We start from the raw sequence: 16,818 nt of genomic DNA on the forward strand, positions 1-16,818 counted from the left end.
TAGTACCCTTTCCGCCGACAATTGTCGGCGGAAACATAATAATGAGCACAGACTTATATGAAAAAAGATAACGGACTTTACTGGTTATTATTTGCAATCATTGTTTTTATCATTGATATCGCAAGTAAATTTTGGATTTTAAATAACTTCTCGCTATTTGAATCAGTGAACCTATTACCCTTCTTCTCAATTACTTATGTACGCAATATTGGCGCTGCCTTTAGCATTCTTGAAGGTCAACGTACGATGCTTGCCGCTATCGCCTTGATTATCAGTGCCGTGATTTTGCATATGTTATACCGCAATACTCGTCAGCAAAAATTAGAAAATTTTTCATTATCACTAATTTTAGGTGGTGCATTAGGTAATTTATTTGATCGCCTTTATCATGGTTTTGTTGTCGACTTTCTTGATGTCAATTTTGGTGATTGGCACTATCCAACCTTTAATATCGCAGACTGTGCAATCTGCATAGGTATTGGATTATTTATCATCTGTAATTATAAAAAACCGAAGAAAACTGTATAGTATGCAAATTATTTTAGCTAATCCTCGCGGTTTTTGTGCTGGTGTTGATCGTGCTATCACCATCGTTGAACGTGCACTTGAATTATTTGGCGCACCAGTTTATGTGCGCCACGAGGTTGTACATAATCGCTATGTTGTTAATCGTCTAAAAGAGTTAGGGGCGATTTTTATTGAAGATATTAGCGAAGTACCCGACAACACCATTCTTATATTTTCGGCACATGGTGTGTCTAAAGCGATCCGCGAGGAAGCCAAACAACGTAAACTCCGCGTTTTTGATGCGACTTGTCCACTTGTAACCAAAGTACATATGGAAGTTGCTCGATCAAGCTATCGTGGCGAAGAAGTCATTTTAATTGGTCATGCAGGTCACATCGAAGTAGATGGTACAATGGGACAATATAGCAATCCCGAAGGTGGCATCTATTTAATCGAATCGATTGATGATGTACAAAAGCTACAGGTAAAAAACGAAAATAACCTTTGCTTTACCACTCAAACAACGTTATCGGTTGATGATACAGCCGAAATCATTACTGCTTTAAAAAAACGTTTCCCTAATATTCGCAGCCCTCGCAAAAATGATATTTGCTATGCGACAACCAATCGCCAGCAAGCCGTTAAACAGCTATCATCACGTGCCGATATCGTCTTTGTCGTTGGTTCTAAAAATTCGTCTAATTCCAATCGCCTAGCCGAACTGGCAAGACGAAACAGTAAACAGGCTTATTTAATTGATTTTGCTTCTGACATCCGCAAAGAATGGTTGATAAATGCACAGACAATCGGCGTGACAGCCGGCGCTTCTGCTCCTGATATTTTAGTACAGCAAGTGATTGATCATTTAAAAAGCCTCGGTTGTACATCACTCATTGAAACAGATGGCATTTTAGAAAATATCACCTTTGAAATTCCCAAAGAGCTTCGGATTGATAATAAGCCAATCTAATTTAAGAAGAAGCTTTCAGTCCCTGAAATTTTGCTAATAACGCTTCTTGAGTTTCAACATGTTCAGGGTCGGCAATAATTGCATTTTGAATAGGACAAACCCGCTGGCAAGTTGAGTGATCGTAATAACCCACACATTCGGTACATTTATTAGGATCGATTTCATAAGTATCAAAGCCCATAGAGATAGCCTCGTTTGGGCACTCAGGCTCACACATGTCACAATTAATACATTTATTGGTTATTTTTAACGCCATTACTCTTCTATCTTTAGATACTGCCAAAAATTTGCGCCATTATAGCGCAATTGCCAATAAATCCGAATAAAGATCATATTATCACTTATTGAGATGTGCAATTACTGTAAAAAACTTTCAGAAAACTATGCGTTTTAATATAAAATGGAAAATTTGTATAAGATAATTTTCATAATTATTACAATTTATTAAGAATAGTTATCAATTTCATTTTTGTTTATTACGATAAAATGTAAATAAAATAATAACTAAATTAAAGGATGAAAAGGATTGTTAAAGTTTATTAAAATTAAATATATAGTTATAGCTATTATCTTCTTAGCAATTATTTATATTGCATATTTAATCACATCTCATTCACAACCTACCGTTAATTATATTACCTCGCCTGTGACCAAAGGTCAGATTGAAAAAACGGTTCTTGCTGATGGTACAATTAGTGCTTTTAAGCAGGTTAGTGTTGGCGCGCAAGTTTCTGGTCAAATTAAAAAACTCTACGTTGAGTTGGGTGATGAAGTTAAACAAGGCGATATGATCGCCGAAATTGACGATCTTAAACAAAGCAATGATTTAAAACAATCAGAAGCTTCACTTAATAGTTTAGAAGCACAACGAGAAGCCAAACAAGCAAGACTAATTAACTATCAGTTAACTTATAATCGTCAGCACAAACTGGTCAGTAAAGGGGTGGGTGTTCAATCAGATTTGGATGCAGCAAAAGCCGAACTTGATGCTATCAAAGCCGATATTGCTGCGCTTAATGCCGATATTGTTAAGGCGCAAGTTGCAGTTGATACAGCGAAAGTTAACTTAGGATATACTAAAATTCGCTCGCCAATTGATGGTGTGATTGTCGCCATTCCTGTCGATGAAGGACAAACCGTTAATTCCGTCCAAAGTGCACCAACCATTGTTAAAGTAGCTCAGCTGGATAAAATGACTATTGAAGCGCAAATTTCTGAAGCCGATGTGGTCAATGTTAAAAAAGGAATGCCAGTTTATTTTACCATTTTAGGACAACCGAATAGACGTTTTGAGGGTTTAACACTACGTGCGATAGAGCCGGCACCAGATTCAATTAATACCGAGACAACCTTGTCAGGCTCATCCTCATCAACAAAAAGCGCGATTTATTACAATGGATTATTTGATGTGGATAATCCTGATCATATTTTAAGAATTTCAATGACAGCACAAGTTTATATTGTCTTGTCTGAAGCAAAAGATGTATTAACCATTCCTTCTCAAGCAATCCAAAAAAAATTAGGCAATAATAAAGCCATTGTTTATCTATTAAATAAAAGTAAAGAAATTGAAGAACACGAAGTTATTTTAGGTATCGATAATAATGTCAATGTTGAAATAAAATCGGGTATTAAAGAGGGTGATATTGTTGTAGTAAGTAGTACTAATGGAGCGTCAATAGGTAATAATACAAGATCCCCAAGGATTCGATTCTAATATGGCAAATAATATATCTCTTATCAAGCTTGAAAATATTGTTCGTGAATTTCCAGCAGGTGATTCAACCATACAAGTTCTTAAAGGCATAAATCTGACAATTAATGCTGGTGAAATGGTGGCGATTATTGGAGCATCTGGGTCTGGTAAATCCACTTTGATGAATATATTAGGCTGCCTAGATAAACCAACCACTGGCACTTACTCCATTGGCGGACGGGCAACAAGTAAATTGTCACTTGATGAGCTCGCCCAATTACGTCGTGAGCATTTTGGTTTTATTTTTCAACGTTATCATTTGTTAAATGCACTAACAGCACAAGGAAATGTTGAAATTCCAGCCATTTATGCTGGCGTGACCAGTGAACAACGGCAAAAAAGAGCGGACGAAATTTTAACACGTTTAGGACTTGCCGATAAAATACATAATAAACCTAGTCAGTTATCAGGAGGACAACAACAACGTGTCAGTATTGGCCGAGCTTTAATTAATGGTGGACAAATCATTTTAGCTGATGAACCAACCGGAGCCCTCGATCGCAAAAGTGGCTTAGAAGTGATGGCAATATTGCAAGAGTTACACCAACAAGGCCACACAGTTATTATTGTCACACACGATGCAAATATTGCCCAAAATGCCCAGCGAATAATTGAAATTAGTGACGGTAATATTATTTCTGATTCAATTAATCCCAAATACCAATCTGAACAAGGTGATAATCGTGAAATTAAGCAAATCGAAGCGACTAAAACCCAAGATAACTTCTTGGCAAAATATTATCGTTTTCGTGATGCTTTTAAGATGGCTATGTTGTCGATGCTTTCACAGCGATTACGTACTGTCTTAACAATGTTAGGTATCATTATTGGTATTGCTTCTGTAGTATCAGTCGTTGCATTAGGACAAGGCACAAAACAGAAAATTTTATCTAATATTAATTCGTTGGGAACAAGCACACTTGAAATCTATGCAGGTTCAGGCTTTGGTGATCGCAATGCAGATAAAATCACGACACTACGCTCATCTGATGCCGATTTTTTAGCTCAACAAAGTTTTGTTCACAGCACCACGCCAAACCTATCAACGGGTGTTTATTTTCGAATTAACAACTTAGCTGTAACAGGAACCGTAAATGGTGTTGGAGAGCAATTCTTTGCAGTTCGCGGTTATACTATTTCTCAAGGAAAATCGTTTGATGAAACAAGTATTATTACTTCAGCACAAGATGCGGTAATTGATGAAAATACCGTTAAGCGACTATTTGCAGATCAAAACCCTATTGGAAAAATTTTAATAGCCGGCCAGCTACCCGTAAGAATCATTGGCGTTGCAACTAAACAACAACAAGGATTTGGTAGTAATGAAAGCTTGAATATTTGGTTACCTTATACCACTGTGATTAATCGTATGATGGGTCAAACTTCGTTAAAAAGCATCACGGTACGCGTTAAAGATAATGTCGATTTATCAATTGCAGAACAAGCGATCAATCAAATTATGTTAAAACGACATGGCACAAAAGATTTTTTTATCTTTAACTCAGATAATATACGAGAAACCATTAACTCATCAGCTTGGGTAATGACACTCTTGGTTTCGGCTATTGCACTCATTTCACTTATTGTTGGTGGCATTGGCGTGATGAATATTATGCTAGTATCGGTCACAGAAAGAACGCGAGAAATTGGCGTACGTATGGCCGTTGGTGCGCGTTCAAGCGACATATTACAACAATTTTTAATTGAAGCCGTATTAGTTTGTTTAACGGGTGGCACAATAGGTATTTTACTTTCGTTTGCTATTGGATTTATCTTTAACGCTTTTGTTACATCATTTGCTATGAGTTTTTCCATTATCGCCATTGTTGCGGCATTCAGCTGCTCAAGCATAATTGGCATTATCTTTGGTTACTTTCCAGCAAAACGTGCAGCAAAACTCGATCCTATTTATGCTTTAGAGCGAGAATAATCATCTTACTATAATAAAAAATCCCTTTGCACAAAATAATGCTGCAAAGGGATTTAAAAGTTAATTTATGCAAGTTGCTTCTTTAAACTTGATAATCATTTATTTTTTATCAGAATGAGATTTTTCTTTTATTTTTGCATTAGGATCTAACCCAGCAACAAATGCAGTGACTCTAGCATAATCATTAATATAATCCTCATCACTGGTGATATTAAGCTGATTTGATATGATATAAAACTTACGATTGACAATAACAGTAGGAATAGACTCTGGTTTCATCTCTTTAATCGCATCAGTTTGTTGTGCCATAAACGCTTTAACTAAAAAACCGTCTTTCGTTTTATCATATACTTCGCCACTGATACCTAATTTTTCAAAAACCATTTTAATATCATCAGCAGTTTTTATTGTTTTATCTTTTTGCACTGCATTATAAAGTGCATCTGATGCTTTATCTTGAATACCAAGTACATTAGCCACAGCCCATGCTTGCGCAAGCTCTTTAGCTAATGGTCCAAAATCCTCTAAATGGTAGCGTTTAAACTTAAATCCTTCTGGTAAAGCTTTACCAATAGTTTGTGATCCATTATTTTGAATTTCAAATCTAAAACAGCTTGGGCAATTAAACGAAAAGAACTCAATAACTTCTTTATCGGGTGATGGATTAGTTGGCAGTGCAGCATATTGTTTGCCTAATTCAATCGGATCAAGTACATTCGCAGCCGCTGTTTGTGGTGTGTTAGTTTTAGTAATAGTTGGACTTTCATTTGCAAAACAGTTTACAGAAGAAAGCAAAATACTAATTGCAATAAGTGTTTTTTTCATTTTAATGATTCTCCTTATTCTTTTATAATCCCACGAGCTTTTAACAATGCGGATTTAAAATCTTCTTCATAATCTTTTTTTAGGCCAGGAATAGCCTCATTTTTATCTGAACCTCGCATTTTTAAATGATAAATTAAAACTTCGTCACTTAAGTCTTTTAATTCACCTTCAAAACCAGCCTCTTGACCTAATTTAGCCAAAAATTGTAATAAGTTAAGATCAGAATCACTTTCCCATGCGGGCTGTAATAATTCCATTACCTCATCAATACGGTGACATTTCATAATTAATACCTTTTTTAATCCTCAAATTAATTGAAGATGATATAAAATCTTATTTACATATATCTAAATAAATTATTCCAAAACATAAGGCAATAACTCGCATACCCATTATTGCCAACCTAAAAATCGACACCATAATAATATTTAATTGATTAAACTACACCTTAAAAAGAGACTGGTATATACTCAGTTTCAATAATAGTTGAGTCAATCTGTTTAAAATGTGTATGCTGCAATTTAAAATAACTTTGCTATATAGTAATGTTATTTTGTTTTTTCGCAATGTAAAAGAGAAATAATTTATGGAAAAACTGTCTATTACTGCAATCATTTTAGCAGGGGGAAAAAGCACTCGCATGAATGGTGATGATAAAGGTTTATTGTTATTAAATCAAAAACCGCTGTATCAGCATGTCATTGACCGCATAAAACATCAAACTGATTCAATCATGATTAATTGTAATAATAATGTTAACCAATATCAATCAGCTGGATATCCAGTGTTTAGCGATGTTTTAACGGGGTACTTTGGTCCATTATCAGGTATTTACAGTGGGTTATTATATAGTACAACTGATTGGAATTTATTTGTTAGTTGTGATACTCCCTTTTTACCGAATGATTTAATCGCACGTTTAGCTGTGCATACCTTAACCCATAAAGCAATTTATCCTATTGATGGTAAATATCATCACCCAACCATTCTACTTATTCACAAGAGCGTTATTCAACAACTTAGAAGTTATTTAGAACAGGGTAATCGTAAGTTAATGTTATTTTTAGAACAAATCGCTACAAAATCGGTCGACTTTAATGATCAGGCGTCTTGTTTTATTAATATCAATACGCCTGAAGAACTAAAACAAGCAAACCAGCTGACAAAATAGCCCAAAATATAAATAAGATAAATGTATAACCGATATAAAAATAACTTATCAATAGATAATTTCACTGGAACAGTGATCAACGATCACTCATTCCTGTCAACGTTTAATACTTATCAACATGTTAAGCTAACCATGTTTTAAATTGCTCAGCAAACGATTCTATCTCATCATTTTGAGTAGACCATGAAGTACAAAAACGCAAGCCAATATAGTGAGAGTCAGTTTGGCCTAGGTTATCAACAGCGTAATGAGCGAGAATTTTTTCAGCCAATAGATTAGGAAAATTAACAAATAATTGATTGCTCTGAGGTTTGGCTACAAAGGTTAATCCTGCTTTCTCAAATATCGTTTTTAATTTATCAGCCATCTGATTACTATGCTTGCCTAACTCAAAATAAAGGTTATTTTGCATTAGCGCATTCATTTGTGCTGCCACAATCCAACTTTTCGCGAATATTGCACCTTTTTGCTTCATACTGAAACGAAAATCTTGATTAATAGAAAGGTTATTAAATACCACCGCTTCACCAGCCAAAGCACCAACTTTAGTACCACCGATATAAAATACATCTGTGTATTTTGCTAAGTCAGGAAAAGATATATCATTATCCTTCGCCGCTAAAGCCATAGCTAAACGCGCTCCATCTAAATAAAGATAAAGGTCATTTTTTTGACAAAATTGATATAATTTTTTGATCTCCTGCTTGGTATATATAGTGCCAAGTTCTGTGGTGTTTGAGATATATACAAGCTTTGGTTGCACCATATGTTCATCACAATGATCAGCTAAAACGGGCTTAATCAGTTCTGGCGTTAGCTTTCCATCTTCTGTTCGTACTGTTAACACTTTATGCCCAGTTGCCTCGATAGCCCCAGTTTCATGCACATTGACGTGTCCAGTATCAGCCGCAATCACCGCCTGATAAGGTCTTAAGATATGTGAAATGACCACTAAATTGGTAATCGTCCCCCCCGGCATAAAATGAATATCAGCATTAGGCGACTGTAACTGTATTTTTATGTTTTCTCTTGCCTGGTTACAATATTGATCTAAACCATACCCACTGAACTTCTTATCAGTAATATCAATAACACTTTTGAGCAATGTAGGATGAATAGTCTGATTATAATCATTCAAAAAATCATACATATGATTACCTTTATCGTTTAGCTTTGTATAAAATGATGTAATATTAATTACACATGAATATAACACTTTTAAAAGATGGGTTCTATGAACAAACAAAAAATTATCGGCATTAGTGGCTATAGTGGCAGCGGTAAAACAACATTGCTGAAAAAGATTATTCCATTACTTGTTGAACAAAATTTTAAAGTCGGCTCAATAAAACACGCTCATCACGATATTGAAGTCGATATTTCAGGTAAAGATAGTTATGAATTACGTAAGGCTGGATCGTTACAAACAATTGTTGCTTGTGATAAGCGATATGCAGTTTTTCATGAAACACCAGATAAGCCAACCGATTTAATCACACTCATTAATCAATTTAATGATATTGATATAATACTGGTAGAAGGATTTAAACACGAAAAAATCCCTAAAATTATTTGCCACCGTAAAGCAGATAAAAAAGCACTCTATATTGACGAGTTTACAATAGCGGTTGCGAGTGATGAACCGTTAACTACTTCTTTACTAGTATTTGATATCAATCAACCACTTCAACTTGTTGAGTTTATAAAAAGTTATTTATTTAAACAATAATATAGCGTATCTTATTTACCAATTTTTTACTTTATAGCCTATAAAATTTACATGATTCCTGTATTAAAAAAATTAAAACGCATTTTAATCATTACCAAAAAAGGAATAATTGGACTCATGTTGCTATCTATCTTTTCCACCTTAGTTATGCGCTGGGTAAATCCTCCATTCGGTTCTATGTTAATGATAGAGCGCAAGATAATGCATTGGAACACACCACAACAACGAATCTGGAAAGATCTAGATAAAATTTCAGATAATATAAAAATTGCAGTAATAGCGTCAGAAGATCAGAATTTTCCTGCCCATTGGGGATTTGATTTTAAAGCCATTCGCCTAGCGCTAGACCATAATCAAAATAGCAAAAAGATTAAAGGCGCTAGCACAATCACTCAGCAAGTGGCTAAAAATATCTTTTTATGGCCATCTCGCAGTTGGATTCGTAAAGGAATTGAGTCTTGGTTTACATTATGGATAGAGTTATTTTGGTCAAAAGAACGTATACTGGAACTCTATTTAAATTGTGCAGAATGGGGAGAAGGTATTTTTGGCATTGAAGCCGCATCTCAGCACTATTTTAATGTCAGTGCTAGCCAGTTAACATCACAACAAGCAAGCTTACTTGCAGCAGTATTACCTAATCCAAGACGTTGGAGCCCAATAACACCAAGCGAGAGAGTCCAAAAAAGAGCAAAATGGATTCATGCCCAAATGCGCAATTTAGGCATGAATAATTATCTCAAAAAACTAAAGTAGCCACCTATTCCTAAATAAATTTTTGGATAAATTCAGGCACAATTTTACTTGCTGGACCATAAATTTTTGTTTGGAATAAACTTTGCTTAAGACTAGGTTCTAGATTAAGTTCAATCGTTTCAGCACCAGATAAATTGGCCTCTTGCACAAAACCGGCAGCAGGATAAACATTACCTGATGTACCAATTGCAATAAAATAATCAGCTTGCGAAAGTGCATCATAGATTTCATCCATCTGTAGTGGGATCTCTCCAAACCAAACAATATGCGGGCGAATGAATGGATTTTGTTTATAATCCACATCTTTATCGCACTCAATAATTTGCCCTGTTTTTTCATGACGGACTTTTAATAATTCCCCATGCATGTGAATAATATTTTTAGATCCAGCTTGTTCATGTAAATTATCCACATTTTGTGTCACAATTAATACATTTTCTGAGCCTAACTTTCTTTCTAACTCAGCTAAAGCAAGATGTGCTGCATTTGGTTTAACATTGGCATCTTGTAATTTATGGCGCAACATATTATAAAATTGATGAACCGCTATAGGATCTCGAATATACCCTTCATAAGTGGCAACATCATCAACATTATAGCCTTCCCACAACCCATCTTGCGCACGGAATGTTGATAGCCCCGACTCTGCTGAAATACCAGCACCTGTTAAAATGACAATTTTAGGTATTTTCATAATGGATATATACACCTTTTCCTTTGCTATTAAATTATTTTGTTATAAGTTAAACATCAACCATAGTAATTACTTTTTTTAAAAAAAGTGAATAAAATTATTACTTGTATTCAGTAGTAAACATCTGTAATGCTGGTTTATTTAGTCTTTGATATTGGCTGTAAGCAGTTGCCACTTTCAGTCGGATAGCTTCTTTAGATTCACCTTTCAACCAACTATCAATCATCGCATAAACACTATACGCTTCTGGTGCCATTCGATGCATAGTCAAAATCAAAGGCGTGATGCCTAAACGAGATAGTGGTGGTGTAAAATATTGTTGGCTTTTGCAAGCAAATACCGCCGCATAACGTGATTTTTGTTTTTCTTGTTGTTCTTTTGATAATGTATCCCAGCGCCAGCTATCGGGTAAATATTTACGCCATGACCACTCCATTAATGAATCATGACCAATATAAATAACTAAGTCAGCCTTTCCTCCAGCAATAATCTTTTTATCACCAAGCAAATACAATTGATTTTTTTTACCTGCCGAATAGGTTAGAAAATCATCAACAGTATCATCTATATATTTGCCATCATATGCTTGCGCTACGATATAGACATCTTGATGTTGATGTTTATAAATTATTTCTTCTAATATTTTACCTTTGCTTGGTTTATTAATTTGAATAACCTGCCATTCTTTTTGCTTTGCAAAATAGGTCTTAAAACCGTAGGCTGCGCCCCAATAAAGATTATTTTTTGGATCTTGACCATTACCTATAGCTTTAGGAACAGGTGCAATCTTTTGATATTTGTTATCACAAAGTGCCACCAAAACATGAATCACTTTTGGATAAGCAAAGCAGGGAAGGGAGAGTATAAAATAAATAGTAGTTGCAAGCCATAACTGTGATTTTATTGCCTTCATTAATCTACTCTTTATCTGTATATTCTAATATATCACCTGGTTGGCAATCTAGATGTTTGCAGATTGCCTCGAGTGTTGCAAGTCTAAATCCTTTTACTTTACCTTGCTTAAGTAATGATAAATTTTGTTCTGTAATACCTATCGCCGCCGCTAAGTCTTTGGATTTGATTTTACGTTTTGCTAGCATTACGTCTAAATTTATTATAATTGGCACATATGGCTCCTTTTAAATAAATTGTTTATTTTCTTCAGCTAGTTGGCAAGCTTTTTTCAATATTTGACCTATAAGCATAATACTCATGGCAGAAAATAGCGTTATAATATCATCACTAGAAAAAGAAATAGAAAAGTATCGTGCTGATGCGTCTTGATTATAAGTTAAGAGCATTGTCAATAAAGGTTCAGATAAAAAATTTATAATCCCCCATAAAACAAGCAATTTGCCAAATACGTAACAATGGTTAGCTGATTTTACCGAAAAATACTCTGATTTACTGTAATTAATAAACAATAATCTAAGTTGATAAAACGCATAAGCTAAAATAAGTATTAATGAAGTATCGATTAAGGTTGCGATAGTCGCTTGCCATCCAGATAACGATTTAGGATCAACATTATCAATCCCACTTTGGATAAAAGAAAACCCTCCAAATTCAAGCCCAATATTTTGCATATCAAAAAAATAATACAAGAATGGGAATATTGAGCTAATTAACATAATTAGAATAGGAATTAATGTTAATAATGCCATAAAGCGACAATATTGATTCAATCGAGAATGTGTTTTAGTCATATCTGTGTTCATCTTTATATCCTTTCTTTTATAAAACTGTACACAATATAACATAAGCAAAATTTAAAACAATAAAATATTAAAATGAAGCGATAATTTTTTATTGTTTTATTAGATTTAAGTACAAAAAAAACCTTACTTTTTTATCGGTAAGGCTTAGGAAGTTAACATTAACGAAAAAATTAGGCTTCAATAGCAACTCGTAATTTTTTCATTGCATTTTTTTCGAGTTGGCGAATTCGTTCAGCTGAAACACTATATTTATCAGCTAAAACTTGTAATGTAGATTTGCTATCATCTGAGTCTAACCAACGAGCTTTGATAATATCTTGGCTACGTTCATCCAATTTTAATAATGCATCGTGTAACTTATCTGTCGCATCATTTTCCCAATTATCATTTTCTATTGATTTTGAAAAATCAGAATTACTGTCTTCTAGGTAAAGTGCTGGTGCAACAATTGAATTATCATCGTCATCACTATCTATATCAAATGACATATCTTGTGCTGACATGCGTGATTCCATTTCAAGTACATCTTTACGGCTTACACCTAACTCATTAGCCACCATATCAACTTCAGTATTATTAAACCAACCTAAACGTTGTTTGGTTTTTCTTAGATTAAAAAATAACTTTCTTTGTGCCTTAGTCGTGGCCACTTTAACAATACGCCAATTTTTTAATACGTATTCATGAATTTCGGCTTTTATCCAATGCACAGCAAATGAGACCAAACGCACCCCCATTTCTGGATTAAAACGGCGCACAGCTTTCATTAAACCAATATTACCTTCTTGAATTAAATCAGCTTGCGGTAAACCATAACCAGAATACCCACGAGCAATATGCGCAACAAAACGCAAATGAGATAATATCAATTGTCTTGCAGCATCAACATCGTCATGATAATAAAGTTTTTCACCTAATGATTTTTCTTCTTCTGCTGTTAGCATTGGATAGGTATTAATCATACGAATATATGATTCAATATTACCTTGTGGAATTAAAGCACTTACTTGCATTTTTATATCAGTACCCATTTAACTCCCCCTCTTAAATTAACTAGTTTTTGTCACATAAATAAGATGTAACAATTAAAAACATTAAACTGATGTTCACTTATCAGTTAGACCTTCAAGCTATAAATTAGTTCATATTTTTTATTTAAAATTAATAAAACATGTTGCGAGGATCTACATTTACTAAAACTAATACACATTCTAATTAGTTATGTCGAAATAGCTAGGTTATTTGTGTCATTTTTAAATATTTTTTAGTCGCAACAAGCGATGAAAGCCATCCAATAATGATATTAATAAATATAATTAATAAGCTTTCATCCCACAATAAGCCTTCAATATGAATAATTGTCCCAAAAGCATCAGAAACATTCAATATAATTGATTCTATTTGAAAGATAAATATTTCCGATAACACCAACGAAACAACAGAACTAACAAAGCCAATAAAAATTCCACTATATAAAAAAGGACGTAAAATAAAACCTTCTGTTGCACCAATTAATTGCATAACAATTATTGTTTGTTTTCTAGCAAAAATATTTAAGCGAATACTATTACCGATTACAAGTGACACAGCAATAATCATAAAGATTGAAATAATCCAAAAAACAGATCTAACCATATTAGTTAGTGCAGTTAATCGAGTAAACCAGCTATCATCTAACTTTATATCATCTATGCCATCAATATTAAGTAATTCAACTTGTAATCGATGCAATACAACTGTTTTTTTTGCTTCTTCTTTAGGTATAACAATGGCTACTGCTGGTAGTGGATTTTCATCTAATAAATCCAATGCGCTACTGAATCCAGACCATGTTCTAAATTCCTCTTTTGTTTCATCTCGAGAAAGATAATCAACGCTATCAACCTTAGGATAAGATTTGAGTTTGGTCAGCAATTCTGTAGTTTGCTCCGAAGTTAATTCTTTATTGATATAAACAGTTAAATTAGGCGTTGGATACCATTGATGTGCAGCCTGATTGGCATTTTTCCAAAGTAAATAACTAATGGTTGGTAGCGTAATAGAAATCGCAATAACAAAAATAGTCAGTAATGATGCAAAAAGATGTTGAGTAAAATCATTAAAGGCATTGCGCCAAGCATAACTAATTTGCCTTTTCCAACGGGACAAAAAAGTACTTTTCGTTTCTTTCGATTTAGTAGATTTGATAGTGGTATTACGCATCAATTTTTTATCTCTAAACGCCCTTGATTTAAATGCAGTATTCTATGATGCTTACGACGAATAAGCCCCATATTGTGCGTTGCCATCAAAACAGTTACACCTGACCGATTAAACTCTTCAAAAAGCTTTAAGATATCTTTGGAAAGCTTATCGTCTAAATTACCGGTCGGTTCATCAGCAAGCAAGACACTAGGGCGATTAACAATCGCACGAGCTATCCCCACTCGTTGTTGTTCACCACCTGATAACTGTATAGGATAAAATTTCATCTTATTTATCAATCCGACTTTATCCAATGATGCTGAAACCCGCCTGCGTATTTCTTCTACCGGTTTACCCAAAATAATTAATGGAATAGCAACATTATCATAGACAGTGTGATCCATTAATAGCTGATGATCTTGAAATACCATACCAATAGTGCGACGTAAAAATGGCATATCGTGTCTTTTTAGGTTTGAAACATTAATACCATTTAGTAACACTTGACCATCATTGGCTTTCTCTAAACCACAAATTAATCGCATTAAAGTACTTTTACCTGCACCAGAATGGCCAGTTAAAAATGCCATTTCTCCAGATGATAAAGTAAAGTTTATATTCTGTAATGCTGGTTTACCACCAGAATAAACTTTACTTACACGCAGAAATTCGATCATGACCTTTCTCTATTCATCTGCTTCATCAAATAAGGCATTTATAAAATCATTGGCAACAAAAGGCCTTAAATCTTCAATTTTTTCACCAACGCCTATATAACGAATTGGGATATTAAACTGATCTGCAATGCTAAAAATAATCCCACCTTTTGCCGTACCATCTAATTTAGTCAATGTCATTCCTGTTACGCCAACCGCTTCATTAAATAGTTTTGTTTGGCTAATCGCATTTTGACCGGTACCTGCATCGATGGTTAACATGATTTCATGAGGAGCTGTTTCATCTTGCTTCTTAATCACTCGTACTATTTTTTTCAACTCATCCATTAAATGAGATTTATTTTGTAAACGACCTGCTGTATCAGCTATTAATATATCTATTTTTTTTGCTTTCGCTGCTTGTATTGCATCAAAGATAACTGATGCTGAATCTGCATTGGTATGCTGTGCAATAACAGGGATATGATTACGTTCCCCCCAAACTTGCAATTGTTCAACAGCGGCAGCACGAAATGTATCGCCAGCAGCCAGCATAACTGATTTACCTTGTTGCTGAAATTGACGGGCTAATTTGCCAATTGTCGTTGTTTTACCTACACCATTAACACCAACCATTAAGATAACAAATGGGTTATGAGTATTAATATCAAGTGGTTTATCTACCCCATCTAAAATAGATTTCATTTCTTGTTTTAAAAGTACATGTAAAGCATCTGCATCTTTTAGCTCTTTTCTTGAGGCCTGCTTTGTTAAGCTATCTATAATCTTTTGTGTTGTATCAAAACCAACGTCAGCAATAAGTAACTGCTCTTCTAGTTCTTCAAATAAAGCATCGTCGATCTTTTTTCCTCTAAATAGACTTAAAAAACCAGATCCAATATTCTGTTTAGTTTTAAAAAGACCTTTTTTTAAACGGGAGAAAAACCCTTCTTTTTTTTGTTCAACCATAAATAATTTATCCCATGATCATTTAAAGATCATTGTATCTTATTTTAGAATAAAGCCCAATGCATTCGATCTTTTAAAAAGATTATAAAAGAAATATTTCGCGATCCATAATCAGTAAATATCACTGATTATAAATAAAGATCTCGAATAGCGATGAATCGCCATTCACTTAATGGTAACTGGTGAGTAAATAGATTATACCTTCCAATCTGAACACGCACTAGACGTAAACAAGGAAAACCGACAGCCGCACACATTCTTCTGACTTGCCGATTTTTTCCTTCTGAAATTGTCATACTTATCCATGAAGTTGGTATTGTTTTGCGCTCTCTAATAGGAGGAACTCTTTTCCACAATTGCAATGGCTCATCAAGAAAGGTTACAATGGCTGGCTTTGTATAAAATTCTTTTAATTGCACACCATTTCTTAGCCTATCTATAGCCTGTTGATTAATAATACCTTCAACTTGTACCCAATAAGTTTTTGGCAATTTAAACTTTGGTGAACTGATTTTGGCTTGTAATTTACCGTCACTGGTTAACAATAATAACCCCTCACTATCGGTATCTAACCGCCCAGCAGGGTAGAACTTAGGTAAGCTTATAAAGTCTTTTAACGTCTGATATTTTTCATGTGGTGAAAATTGAGTCGTAACATTAAACGGTTTATTAAAGGCTATTAATGAACTCATTTTGTTCTCTTATTAACTGATAATCTTCAATAACTAATTTTGATTAAGACTATTATAAATAGATAAATGATAATTTACTCACGATAAGATAATTAAAAGCAAAAAAGCCCAGCATCACTGCTGGGCTCTCTCTCAAATTTAAAAGTCTGGCGGCCCCCTACTCTCACATGGGTAATACCCACACTACCATCGGCACTACGGCGTTTCACTTCTGAGTTCGGCATGGGGTCAGGTGGGACCACCGCGCTATTACCGCCAGAC

19 protein-coding genes, 1 rRNA gene and 1 pseudogene are annotated in these 16,818 nt (G+C 34.3%); 7 read left to right on the forward strand and 14 right to left on the reverse strand.

The window, feature by feature from the left end; genetic code table 11:
- The first annotated feature begins 57 nt into the window (after positions 1-57).
- Positions 58-528, forward strand: coding sequence for a signal peptidase II (gene lspA / locus ACYIAM_RS09730; RefSeq protein WP_174796839.1), 471 nt, complete (start codon positions 58-60; stop codon positions 526-528).
- Position 529: 1 nt separating this feature from the next.
- Complete coding sequence (gene ispH / locus ACYIAM_RS09735; protein ID WP_174796840.1) at positions 530-1,477, forward strand: 4-hydroxy-3-methylbut-2-enyl diphosphate reductase; 948 nt, start codon at positions 530-532, stop codon at positions 1,475-1,477.
- A 1-nt stretch (position 1,478) separates the two neighbouring features.
- On the opposite strand, the gene ACYIAM_RS09740 is transcribed toward ispH, so the two are convergent.
- A complete protein-coding gene (locus tag ACYIAM_RS09740) occupies positions 1,479-1,733 on the reverse strand; it encodes a YfhL family 4Fe-4S dicluster ferredoxin (RefSeq protein WP_174796857.1) in 255 nt (84 codons plus the stop codon).
- A 270-nt stretch (positions 1,734-2,003) separates the two neighbouring features.
- On the opposite strand from ACYIAM_RS09740, the gene ACYIAM_RS09745 reads away from it, so the two are divergent.
- Together ACYIAM_RS09745 and ACYIAM_RS09750 are read left to right on the forward strand one after the other, a co-directional pair.
- Entirely contained in the window at positions 2,004-3,194 is a 1,191-nt protein-coding gene (locus tag ACYIAM_RS09745; protein WP_483748119.1) for an efflux RND transporter periplasmic adaptor subunit, read from the forward strand.
- Position 3,195: 1 nt separating this feature from the next.
- Positions 3,196-5,163, forward strand: a complete 1,968-nt coding sequence (locus ACYIAM_RS09750; protein WP_483748120.1) for a MacB family efflux pump subunit — start codon at positions 3,196-3,198, stop codon at positions 5,161-5,163.
- A 99-nt stretch (positions 5,164-5,262) separates the two neighbouring features.
- Here the strand turns inward: ACYIAM_RS09750 and ACYIAM_RS09755 are convergent, their stop codons facing one another.
- Together ACYIAM_RS09755 and ACYIAM_RS09760 are read right to left on the reverse strand one after the other, a co-directional pair.
- Complete coding sequence (locus tag ACYIAM_RS09755) at positions 5,263-5,988, reverse strand: DsbA family protein (protein ID WP_174796843.1); 726 nt, start codon at positions 5,986-5,988, stop codon at positions 5,263-5,265.
- Positions 5,989-6,002: 14 nt separating this feature from the next.
- Positions 6,003-6,272 carry a YihD family protein gene (locus tag ACYIAM_RS09760; protein ID WP_065638393.1) on the reverse strand — a complete coding sequence of 90 codons (270 nt, stop codon included), beginning with the start codon at positions 6,270-6,272 and terminating at the stop codon, positions 6,003-6,005.
- Between the two features lie 302 nt (positions 6,273-6,574).
- Between ACYIAM_RS09760 and mobA the strand changes: the two genes are divergently transcribed.
- Complete coding sequence (mobA, locus tag ACYIAM_RS09765) at positions 6,575-7,159, forward strand: molybdenum cofactor guanylyltransferase MobA (protein ID WP_483748121.1); 585 nt, start codon at positions 6,575-6,577, stop codon at positions 7,157-7,159.
- Positions 7,160-7,280: 121 nt separating this feature from the next.
- Here mobA and ACYIAM_RS09770 read toward each other — a convergent pair whose 3' ends face one another.
- A complete protein-coding gene (locus tag ACYIAM_RS09770; protein ID WP_483748122.1) occupies positions 7,281-8,309 on the reverse strand; it encodes a threonine aldolase family protein in 1,029 nt (342 codons plus the stop codon).
- An 84-nt stretch (positions 8,310-8,393) separates the two neighbouring features.
- Between ACYIAM_RS09770 and mobB the strand changes: the two genes are divergently transcribed.
- Both mobB and mtgA read left to right on the forward strand, forming a co-directional pair.
- Positions 8,394-8,888: a molybdopterin-guanine dinucleotide biosynthesis protein B gene (gene mobB, locus ACYIAM_RS09775; protein ID WP_483748123.1), complete on the forward strand. Its 495-nt coding sequence runs from the start codon at positions 8,394-8,396 to the stop codon at positions 8,886-8,888.
- Positions 8,889-8,939: 51 nt separating this feature from the next.
- On the forward strand, positions 8,940-9,644 hold the full coding sequence (mtgA, locus tag ACYIAM_RS09780; RefSeq protein ID WP_483748124.1) for a monofunctional biosynthetic peptidoglycan transglycosylase: 705 nt from the start codon (positions 8,940-8,942) through the stop codon (positions 9,642-9,644).
- 10 nt (positions 9,645-9,654) lie between these two features.
- Here the strand turns inward: mtgA and cobB are convergent, their stop codons facing one another.
- From cobB to rrf, 10 genes and pseudogenes are all read right to left on the reverse strand, one after another.
- Positions 9,655-10,338 carry a Sir2 family NAD+-dependent deacetylase gene (gene cobB / locus ACYIAM_RS09785; protein ID WP_483748125.1) on the reverse strand — a complete coding sequence of 228 codons (684 nt, stop codon included), beginning with the start codon at positions 10,336-10,338 and terminating at the stop codon, positions 9,655-9,657.
- A 100-nt stretch (positions 10,339-10,438) separates the two neighbouring features.
- Positions 10,439-11,251: a hypothetical protein gene (locus ACYIAM_RS09790; RefSeq protein ID WP_483748126.1), complete on the reverse strand. Its 813-nt coding sequence runs from the start codon at positions 11,249-11,251 to the stop codon at positions 10,439-10,441.
- A 4-nt stretch (positions 11,252-11,255) separates the two neighbouring features.
- The gene (locus ACYIAM_RS09795; RefSeq protein ID WP_065638399.1) at positions 11,256-11,465 is read right to left on the reverse strand and encodes a helix-turn-helix domain-containing protein; all 210 of its coding nucleotides are present in this window, start codon (positions 11,463-11,465) and stop codon (positions 11,256-11,258) included.
- A 12-nt stretch (positions 11,466-11,477) separates the two neighbouring features.
- Positions 11,478-12,056 carry a DUF2975 domain-containing protein gene (locus ACYIAM_RS09800; RefSeq protein WP_483748127.1) on the reverse strand — a complete coding sequence of 193 codons (579 nt, stop codon included), beginning with the start codon at positions 12,054-12,056 and terminating at the stop codon, positions 11,478-11,480.
- A gap of 170 nt (positions 12,057-12,226) precedes the next feature.
- Positions 12,227-13,087 (reverse strand): RNA polymerase sigma factor RpoH, encoded by an 861-nt coding sequence (gene rpoH, locus ACYIAM_RS09805; protein ID WP_483748128.1) that lies wholly within the window; start codon positions 13,085-13,087, stop codon positions 12,227-12,229.
- A 202-nt stretch (positions 13,088-13,289) separates the two neighbouring features.
- Positions 13,290-14,258, reverse strand: coding sequence for a permease-like cell division protein FtsX (gene ftsX / locus ACYIAM_RS09810; protein WP_483748129.1), 969 nt, complete (start codon positions 14,256-14,258; stop codon positions 13,290-13,292).
- Entirely contained in the window at positions 14,258-14,917 is a 660-nt protein-coding gene (gene ftsE, locus ACYIAM_RS09815; RefSeq protein WP_174796851.1) for a cell division ATP-binding protein FtsE, read from the reverse strand. The genes ftsX and ftsE overlap by 1 nt, the downstream gene beginning before the upstream one ends.
- A 9-nt stretch (positions 14,918-14,926) precedes the next feature.
- Positions 14,927-15,850, reverse strand: a pseudogene (ftsY, locus tag ACYIAM_RS09820) (signal recognition particle-docking protein FtsY); the annotation flags it as partial.
- Positions 15,851-15,993: 143 nt separating this feature from the next.
- Positions 15,994-16,557, reverse strand: a complete 564-nt coding sequence (locus ACYIAM_RS09825) for a pseudouridine synthase (RefSeq protein ID WP_174796852.1) — start codon at positions 16,555-16,557, stop codon at positions 15,994-15,996.
- Between the two features lie 144 nt (positions 16,558-16,701).
- Positions 16,702-16,817: ribosomal RNA gene (rrf, locus tag ACYIAM_RS09830) — 5S ribosomal RNA — on the reverse strand.
- Between the last annotated feature and the right edge of the window lies 1 nt (position 16,818).

This window comes from Gilliamella sp. X-60 (genome assembly GCF_057063585.1).